Origin of the sequence: Desulfovibrio sp. 6_1_46AFAA, assembly GCF_000224635.1 — a bacterium.
GTDB classification, from domain to species: domain Bacteria; phylum Desulfobacterota; class Desulfovibrionia; order Desulfovibrionales; family Desulfovibrionaceae; genus Desulfovibrio; species Desulfovibrio fairfieldensis.
In genome coordinates, this window is record NZ_JH114301.1 from 745,435 (window position 1) to 749,403 (window position 3,969).

The 3,969-nt window shown below is 50.6% G+C and carries 4 protein-coding genes and 1 pseudogene; 4 read left to right on the forward strand and 1 reads right to left on the reverse strand.

Going from position 1 to position 3,969, the window contains the following annotated elements; genetic code table 11:
• The 4 genes from HMPREF1022_RS06610 to HMPREF1022_RS18040 all read left to right on the forward strand — a co-directional run.
• Positions 1-381, forward strand: a 381-nt coding sequence (locus HMPREF1022_RS06610) for an integrase core domain-containing protein (protein WP_198005328.1), incomplete at its 5' end; no start/stop codon positions are given.
• A 107-nt stretch (positions 382-488) separates the two neighbouring features.
• Entirely contained in the window at positions 489-1,238 is a 750-nt protein-coding gene (locus tag HMPREF1022_RS06615) for a hypothetical protein (protein WP_009302429.1), read from the forward strand.
• Positions 1,239-1,265: 27 nt separating this feature from the next.
• Positions 1,266-1,670 carry a MucR family transcriptional regulator gene (locus HMPREF1022_RS06620; protein WP_009302430.1) on the forward strand — a complete coding sequence of 135 codons (405 nt, stop codon included), beginning with the start codon at positions 1,266-1,268 and terminating at the stop codon, positions 1,668-1,670.
• A gap of 605 nt (positions 1,671-2,275) precedes the next feature.
• Positions 2,276-2,518, forward strand: coding sequence for a hypothetical protein (locus HMPREF1022_RS18040; RefSeq protein ID WP_156802862.1), 243 nt, complete (start codon positions 2,276-2,278; stop codon positions 2,516-2,518).
• A 942-nt stretch (positions 2,519-3,460) separates the two neighbouring features.
• On the opposite strand, the pseudogene HMPREF1022_RS06630 reads toward HMPREF1022_RS18040, so the two are convergent.
• Positions 3,461-3,953, reverse strand: a pseudogene (locus HMPREF1022_RS06630) (IS5 family transposase); the annotation flags it as partial.
• Positions 3,954-3,969 lie beyond the last annotated feature (16 nt).

Genomic DNA, 3,969 nt, shown 5'->3' on the forward strand with positions numbered 1-3,969 from the left:
GACATGGCGCAAAGCGTCATGCTGGCATGCGTTGAAAAGCGGTTTGGGGATGTCAAAACATTGCAGCCAGTTGAATGGTTCTCCGACAACGGATCCTGCTACACGGCGAGAGAAACAATAACTTTTGCCGCCGCGCTGGGCATCGTCAGCAAGTTTACTCCATCTCGCAGCCCCCAAAGCAACGGTATGGCTGAAGCTCTCGTCAAAACATTCAAACGGGATTACGTCTTCTGCAACGATCGATCGGATGCCGAAACTGTGATGGCGCAGCTTTCCGGTTGGTTTGAAGACTATAATGAAAATGCCCCACATAAGGCCCTCCGGATGCTCTCACCTCGTGAGTTTATCCGTTCATTGCAAAACTTGGAGTGTCCGGTTTAGCAGGGGCAACTCCAGGAATCCAGATATATAAGAAGTGACCTGCTACCCTCAATTTGCCATTTGAAATATTTTGCTAATTTAGTATCTCGTAATATTTAGGAGGACATATGAGCATAGATGATCATTATAGCATGCCAGAACTTCCACAACAAAGCTGGGCCGAAGCTGGGTTGCAGTCATGTAAGTCCGCTATTGATATCTTTGGTTTGCTAGTTCCAATTTTGGGGCCAACACTTTCGCAGATTTTGGACGCAAACATAAATACTTTGCGAGAAGAGCGTATAAAAAAATTTCTCCAAACGTTGTATGAATATCAGGAAAAAATTCCACACCAAATTCTTACCTCTGCGGAATTTACAGATGCCATAAGAACTGGAATATCGCGTTATCTCACTGAACCATCTGAAAAAAAACGGCAGTTTATTTTAAATCTGAATCGCTCGCTATTCATGATTCTTGGAAGGGGAGGGAAAGTGTTTCCTTTCGAACTTTATTTGGTATTTAATGATTTTTTCGACCAACTCTCCTTACCAGCCATTGATTGTCTGGTTCATTTTCAAGATAAATTCAACTTAACAGGGACTCGCTACGACATCATTCAGTTTTTCAATGAATTGCATGGAGTACATGGAAAACGGGCTTTTATGGAGCTTGTTAACAATGCCCTCCTTGAAGAAGAGGGAGTGTATGAAATGCCCCCGATGTTTATCGTGGGTGATGACAAAAAGCGCAAAAAAGAATCTGAAGATAAACCTATAGGGCAAAAAATTTATAGAATTCAGCCTCTCGGAGGATTGTTTTCCGACTGGCTCAAGACAAATCTTAAGGACACACAAGAATTGTGCCCTACACGCTGATAATCCTAGACACTTTTTGGAGTAGTTATGGATGATTATTTGAAAGAGGCTCTTGAAATTGCTAAAGCCCAAGCTGGCGTTAGAGTAATGAAAGAAGAGGAAATTGCAGCCTTTGTGCACAAGGTTGCGCAAGGGATTCGTGCGGTAGCTGAAAGCGAACAGCCCGTGGAGCAGAACAGAGAAGAGATGGCCCTTGAAGGACGCAAGTCCGTGAAAGAAAGATCTGTCACATGCCTTGAATGCGGTAAGAATTTCAAAGTCTTGACCAAGCGCCATCTGGCTATTCATGGAATGAGCACTGATAATTATCGTGAAAAGTGGGGACTCAAAAAAGGTACCGCACTGGTGTCCAAGGCATTACAGCGTGAACGTCGCAAAAAAATGAATGACATGAAGCTCTGGGAAAGACGCCGGAAACCCAACACAGACTAATCATTTTTGTTTCTTCTCTCAGAAGGCCTCGGACGAGGGATCCCCCTTGTCTGAGGTCTTCCGCGCTATGGCCGGGCTCGGACCAGAAAGCGGACAGCGGTATTCACCGGGCGGTTTTCGTTGGCCGTGGGCACAGCGCGTGAGATATCTATGTGATGAAAAGCCGTTGCATAATGGGCTGCTGATGGAAGCATATAACCAGACTGCCCATTCCGATATACAATTCCTGATGAGCCCGCATCAATAGACGGGCCAATTGTTCCAGTAAGATTTCTCGTACCGTCGCCTTGGACTTGCCCCAGCGCTCCAGAGCTGTGCATGGTGGACGTAATACCCACGGTCGTGCCGTTGCTCTGGACGTGGGCCTGTGAGCCGTATCCACGGAGGAACAGCCCCCTCATATCCGGCACCTGGCCGCCGAGAAGCGCGGACAGTTCCGGGTACGCGCGCGATGCTGCGCCAGGGCGCTAGGGCCGCGCCCGCATGAGGTACCGCACGGCCTGGTTTGCAGGACGGTTTTCGGCAGCCGTGGGGACTACCCGTGCGGCATCGAATCTTAACCCCTGGTTATCAAAATCGACGGAATAAATCCCAATGTACGTCCCTTGGAGGATGTCAAACGCGCCAGAGGTGGAAAACGCATATCCACTGCTGTTTGCAAAACCAATCGCATCCCCCTGGATATCGCGTATGGCATCCCCCTGCACCTGGCCAAGCTGGCCAGACTCATGCAGGGTCGAGGTTACGCCCACGGTCGTGCCGTTGACCTGGGCGTAGACCTGGCTCCCGTATCCGCGCAGGAACAGTCCGCGCAGATCGGGCACCTGGGGGCCGACAAGCGCGAATAGTTCCGGGCAGGCACGGTGCCGGCGGAGCTTTGTCCGCCGTAAAGTGGAAATTTCAAGCGCAGCCTGCTTAAAAAAGAGAGGCGGCCGCCGGGGGCAACCGGCGGCCGTAGAGAGGGAGGATGTTCCGATGGTTAGAGAATTTTGTTCAAAGGAGGAGGTTTTTCGAGGGGGGGCTCCGCGCCGCCCCTGATGGGGGCTGGGGACGGCGCGGAAATCTGTTTTATTCTTTTTCGTATATATTGACCGCCCGTCGGCGGATAAACAAGTTGATGATGAAGCGGGTTGAAAATTCTGTTTTAGTCTTGGCCCATGCCATACCCTAACAACCTTGCCATTAGGATTAGTAGCATTTCTCTGGGGTCGTAGTTCTGTCGTTTCCGGTACACGGTATTTCGTGTGCTGTTGCCTTTAGCTGTAGCAATGCCCGTGCCAAAGTTGGATAGAACAGCTAATGCTTTATAATTCAATAGGATTTTATTTTTCGAAACGATGAAATCCGAAATAAAGGCGTATATTTTTTATACAGATATGCTCCAGGCCTGTATAAAATTTGCATAGGTGGTCATATTCCACACAGGTGCGGTTGGCATGGAAAGCCTGTGCCCGTGCGGCGAAAAGCAGGCCGACGCGAGTGGGTGTTTCAGGGGCTGCATGGGCCAGTGAGTGCGTGAAAAGCGGGATGGCCCGTTTCCCCCCTGGCGCATGCGCTCTTCCACATCCAGAAGCGTCATCCGCAGGACGTAGCGCGGTTGTTGCGGCTCCCGCCCAGACCGGGCAGCGTGTCCGAGGAGGTTCTGATCATATGAGGCGTTCCAGCTCCGCCATTTTCCCCGAGTTCCAGATATGCGCGGGGCCGGGCGCGAAGGAGCCTACGGCAAGGCCGGATGAGATATCGCACAGCACGGTTTGCAGGACGAGTCTCTAAGTTAGGGCCTGTTAACACTATTTCAGAGCTATAACAATTAACGCAAAGACGACAAAGGCCAGGAACATGACATCGAGCTTATCGAACCGAGTAAAAACACGGCGGAAGCCTTTGAGCCTCCTGAAAAGCCGTTCTACCTCATTACGTCTTTTGTATAGCTCTTTGTCATACTCCCACGGTTTCAGTCGGTTGGGATTGGGCGGCACCACCGGAGTGAAGCCCAACTCACGTCCCAAGCGAGTCGTTTCATTACCCTCATATGCGCCATCCATAAGCAAGCTGCACGGCGCTGGCATCGGCCCCAACTGGACAAGCAGCCTGCGCCCCTCGGGGGCATCGCCGGCGTTGCCGGGAGTGAGGCTGAAATTCAACGCGCATTCAGCATTCGCGGCAACCATATGAAGCTTGGTCGTCCAGCCGCCTCTGGACTTTCCGATGGACTGCGGTACCTGTTTTTTTAAGGCCCCTTGTTCCATCGGGATGAACCTTAACAATAGTACTGTCGAGAGAACTGCTTCTATTTTAA

What these genes read in the sequence shown, in the direction of transcription:
- HMPREF1022_RS06620 (WP_009302430.1), top strand. Translation starts at nt 1,266, where the DNA reads ATGGATGATTATTTGAAAGAGGCTCTTGAAATTGCTAAAGCCCAAGCT.
- HMPREF1022_RS06615 (WP_009302429.1), top strand. Translation starts at nt 489, where the DNA reads ATGAGCATAGATGATCATTATAGCATGCCAGAACTTCCACAACAAAGC.